Source organism: Microbacterium sp., assembly GCF_041909575.1.
Classification (GTDB): Bacteria; Actinomycetota; Actinomycetes; order Actinomycetales; family Microbacteriaceae; genus Microbacterium.
In genome coordinates this window covers 1-4,578 of record NZ_JAYRDE010000162.1, presented here as the reverse complement: position 1 = coordinate 4,578, position 4,578 = coordinate 1, and the positions used below count along the sequence as shown (strand labels likewise).

2 protein-coding genes are annotated in these 4,578 nt (G+C 70.6%); both read right to left on the bottom strand.

Going from position 1 to position 4,578, the window contains the following annotated elements:
• Window positions 1-39: 39 nt before the first annotated feature.
• Complete coding sequence (locus ACE3O1_RS14905; RefSeq protein WP_374316383.1) at window positions 40-3,018, bottom strand: immunoglobulin-like domain-containing protein; 2,979 nt, start codon at window positions 3,016-3,018, stop codon at window positions 40-42.
• Window positions 3,019-3,052: 34 nt separating this feature from the next.
• Window positions 3,053-4,564 (bottom strand): L-arabinose isomerase, encoded by a 1,512-nt coding sequence (gene araA, locus ACE3O1_RS14900; protein WP_374316381.1) that lies wholly within the window; start codon window positions 4,562-4,564, stop codon window positions 3,053-3,055.
• Between the last annotated feature and the right edge of the window lie 14 nt (window positions 4,565-4,578).

Genomic DNA, 4,578 nt, shown 5'->3' with positions numbered 1-4,578 from the left:
AGGTCCCGCGACCGGGGTCGCGGGACCTGCGCGCCGCTTCTACTGGCAGGATGCGGCGGCCACGACGACCGTCGACGAGTGCGTGCGGCCGTCGGCGGCCGTCGCCGTCACGGCGACCTCGTCGGCGGCGATCGCGATCGCCCGCGTGGCGAAGCTCGCCGACGCGGTCTTACCCGCGGCGATCGTCACCGTCTTGCTGCCGTAGCGGCCGGCGATGGTGACCGTCGCGGTGACGTCATCGGCGTTCGTGACCTGGACGATCTCGGTGACCTTGCCCGCCACGCAGCGGGTCGTGGCCGTCGCAGTGAGCTCGAGGCCGAATGCGACCGCCGACGACGTCGACGGGCTCACGAGCCCGTCGCGGTAGCCGTCGTAGTGCGCGGTGACCGATGCGACGCCCGCGGGGACGTCGACGCTGGCCGATCCCTCCTCGAGGCCGACCGTCTCGCTCCACGCACCGCCCGAGAAGGTCACGGTGCCGGCGACGTCGCCGCCGTCGGCCGCCACGACCTCCGCGGTGGCCTCGCGGCCGTCGGCGGACAGCGTCGTGGTCGAGCTGACCGCCGCGACGTCGGCCCAGTCGTGCAGCGCGTCGAGGACAGTCTGGGTGACGCTCACGAATGCCCCGTGCCGCGGGCTGGCCGGCAGGCCGCCGGGCGGGCGGACGACCCATTCGGGGCGCTGCGAGAGGCGGTTGGACTGCTGGCTCGACGCGATCGCCGCGCCGGTCGTCACGAACGCCCGGTAGCCGCCGGCACTGTAGTTGTCGACCAGGAAGACGTAGCCGTCGCCGGTGTTGTTCGGGTCGCCCTCGTTCAGCTTGGTGATCTCGGGGCCCTCACCGGCCTGGCCGGTCTCGAGGCTCGTCATACGCGTGTCCGTGAGCTGCCACGTCGTCTCGGGATCGGCCGACCAGTTCGACGACGTGGTCGGCGCGGTGAGCACCTTCGAGCGCTCGAGGAAGATGTCCTTCCCGGCCTCCAGCGTGCCGGCGGCGCCGCTCTCCTCGTTCTTGGTGAAGCGGTAGTAGTAGTCGCCGATCTTCGTGACCGTCGAGTCGATCCGCGCGTAGCCGGTGTCCTGCCACGTCGCCGGGGGGTACGTGAACGTCCGGAAGTCGCGCGTCAGCACGGCGAACATGCGGGCGTACAGCTTGTCGGAGTTCGTGTGCGACGCATCGGAGTACAGGCGCGAGGCGAAGAACACGACGTACGACTGGAGTTCGTCGTCCCAGTACGCCTCCGGCGCCCACGTCATGCCGGCCGCGGGCTGGTTGACGGTGATGCCGGTGTTCTCGCCGTTGGTGCGCTCCCAGTTCACGAGGTCGGTCGATTCCCAGACCTCGATCTTCAGGCTGCCGTTCGACTGAGCGGGACCCCAGCCGGTGCCGCAGCTGATGCAGAGATCGGTGGCGACCATGTAGTACTTGTCGCCGTCCTTCGAGCGGAGGATGTACGGGTCGCGCAGGCCCTTGGTGTCGGCGGTCGAGGTGATCACGGCGTTGCCGCCGTTGACGGGCGAGAAGGTGAAGAAGTCGTTGCCCGACGTGGCCGCCTGGTAGATCTTCTCGTCGCCGTCGGACTTGAAGTACGCCGCCGCATAGCCGGCGTCGGGCGCCCAGCGGCCGAGCTCGGCCACGGTGACCTCGAAGGTGCGCTCCGCGGTCTGGCCGTTGAGCGTGGCCTGCGCGGTGAGCGTGACCTCGCGGTCGCCCTCGCCGTAGGCCGGACGCGTGACGAGACCGCCGCCCCGGAAGGGATCGGCTGCGCCGACCGACGGCGCGGCGTACGCGGCATCCGTCGCCGTCACGAGGGCGGGGTCGGAGGTGGTCCAGGTGATGGCCGCGCCGTTCACGGCGCCGGTCGTCGCGAGCGGCAGGTTCTCGGTGGTGCGCTCAGCGAGCACGATCGCATCGAGGTCGGCGGCGACGTTCGGTGCGAGCACCGTGAGGTCGAACGTCAGCGTCGATCCGAGCGACGTGGTCGCGGTGAGCGTGACGGCGGTGTTCTCGGTGATCGCCCGCGACACGACGCCGGACGTCGAGACGACGGCGGGCGCGGACGAGGCCCACGAGAGCGAGACGCCGTTGACCGTCGCCGGGAGCGTGAGGTTGGTCGAGACGCTGTCGAGCGACGGGTTCGAGCCGAGCATGTTCGCCAGCACGTCGCCGCGCAGCAGCGCCGCAGTGGCGGCGGTCTTCTCGGCGGCGGTCGGCATGCTCGCCGAGACCTCTTCGGCGGTCAGCGCGACATCCCAGAACTTCACGTCCGCGACGTCGGCGCGCAGCAGGCTGTCTCCCTGGTACAGCGAGCGGCCCAGGTATCCGAGCACGCTGCCTGTCGGGATGATCGAGCTCAGCGAGCGCGTGTGGGTGAGCGTCGAGATGACGGCGCCGTCGCGGTAGAGGGTGAGGGTGTTCCCCGATCCGACCATGGTGAGCGTCGTGAAGCCGGGGTTCAGGCCGCCGCCCGCGGGCATCCGCGTCTCGCCGTTGTCGGTTCCCGACTTCACGCGGATCGCCGCGAGCACCTGGTTCGCGTAGCCGCCCTGCGACGAGCGCGGGCTCAGGAAGATGTGGTTGCCGAGCTGGGTCGTGTTCCACGGCCCGACGCCGTCGCCGATGACCCAGCCGAAGTGGTTCGCCGCCGTCTGGGTCGACACCGTGTACTCGACGGTGAAGCTGTTGTCCGCCGCCGTCACGAGGCCCTGCGGGAGAGCCGCGTAGCCGTCGGCGCGGAAGCGCAGCACATCGTCGGTCCCGGCCTGAGCGAACGACGCGTCGGTCAGCCCTGTGAGCGTCGCGTTGCGGCCGTTGCCCGAGACGTCGAGCAGGCTCGAGCCGGAGTGGGACATGTCGTAGTGCGCACTCGGGGCAGGCACGGCCGCAGCGTTCGCCGCCAGCGGCGCGGTGAGTCCCATGACCGAGATCGCCAGTGCGGCGGTGACGGATGCCGCGACCGCGCGCCGTGCGGAGCGCCTGGCCGGTCGGCGGGTGGACGTGGTCGGTTGCGTTCTCATCGGTGAGAGCCCCCTCGGGTCGGGTCGGTTTCGCTCAGAGGCCCTGAGCGAGTCGGTAGTAGGCCTGGTTCCACCGCAGCTCGCGCTGGAAGCCGCGGACGGTGGTGTCCTCGTCGATGACGACGAGCTCGGTCCCCGCGATCTCGGCGAAGTCGCGGAACACCTCGATGCCCACGGCGGTGGTCATCACGGTGTGGTGGGCGGCACCGGCGGCGAGCCAGCACGCCGTCGACGTGGCGAAGTCCGGGGCGGGCTCCCACACGGCGCGGCCGACGGGAAGCTTGGGCAGGTCGGGGGCGTCGACGTTCTCCACGACGTTCGCGACGAGCCGGAACCGGTCGCGCATGTCGCTCATCGCCACCACCAGGGCGGGCCCGGGGTCGGCGGTGAAGACCAGCCGCACCGGGTCGTCCTTGCCGCCGATGCCGAGGGCGTGGGCCTCCAGCCGCGGCTTGGACGTCGTCAGCGACGGCGAGACCTCGAGCATGTGCGCGCCGAGGATGCGCTCGGCGCCGGGGACGAGGTCGTAGGTGTAGTCCTCCATCAGCGACGCGCCGCCGGGAAGGCCCACGCCCATGACGTTCGCGACGCGGACGAGGATCGCGGTCTTCCAGTCGCCCTCGGCACCGAAACCGTACCCCTCGGCCATGAGCCGCTGCACCGCGAGGCCGGGCAGCTGCTTCAGGGTGCCGAGGTCCTCGAAGCTCGTCGTGAAAGCGCCGAACCCGCCCTCTTCGAGGAAGGAGCGCAGCCCCAACTCGATCGCGGCGCCGTCGCGCAGGGACTGGTGCCGCTCGGCGCCGGGCTGGAGGTCGTCGGCGACGTCGTACTCGTCGAGGTAGACCTGCACGAGCGCGTCGATGTCGGCGTCGGTCGCAGCATCCACCGCCTCGATCAGCTCGTTCACGCCCCACGTGTTCACCTGCACGCCGAAGCGGATCTCGGCCTCGGTCTTGTCGCCCTCGGTGACGGCGACGTAGCGCATGTTGTCGCCGAACCGGGCGAGCTTGAGCGAGCGCGCGGCGGCCCAGCCGGCCGCGGCGCGCTGCCAGTCCTCGATCTGCTGCACGACCACCGGGTTCGACACGTGGCCGACGACGGTCTTGCGGGCGACCCCGAGCCGGGTCTGGATGTAGCCGAACTCGCGGTCGCCGTGCGCGGCCTGGTTCAGGTTCATGAAGTCGAAGTCGATGTCGGCCCACGGCAGCTCGACGTTGGCCTGCGTGTGCAGGTGCAGCAGCGGCTTGCGCAGTGCGTCGAGACCCGAGATCCACATCTTCGCCGGGCTGAACGTGTGCATCCACGCGATCACGCCGATCACGTCGTCACGCGCATTGACCTCCAGCGCCAGGCGGCGGATCGAGTCCGAGTCCTTCAGCACCGGCTTCCAGACCACCTTCACCGGCAACCCGGCCAGCCCCTCGGCCACCGCCTGCGACTGCTCCGCGACCTGACGCAGCGTCTCCTCGCCGTAGAGGTTCTGGCTGCCGGTGACGAACCACACCTCGTACGGATCGAGCGAGGTCTGGAGGGGCTGACGGGTCATAGCGGGGTCCTTCG

What these genes read in the sequence shown, in the direction of transcription:
- ACE3O1_RS14905 (WP_374316383.1), bottom strand. Translation starts at nt 3,018, where the DNA reads ATGAGAACGCAACCGACCACGTCCACCCGCCGACCGGCCAGGCGCTCC.
- araA (WP_374316381.1), bottom strand. Translation starts at nt 4,564, where the DNA reads ATGACCCGTCAGCCCCTCCAGACCTCGCTCGATCCGTACGAGGTGTGG.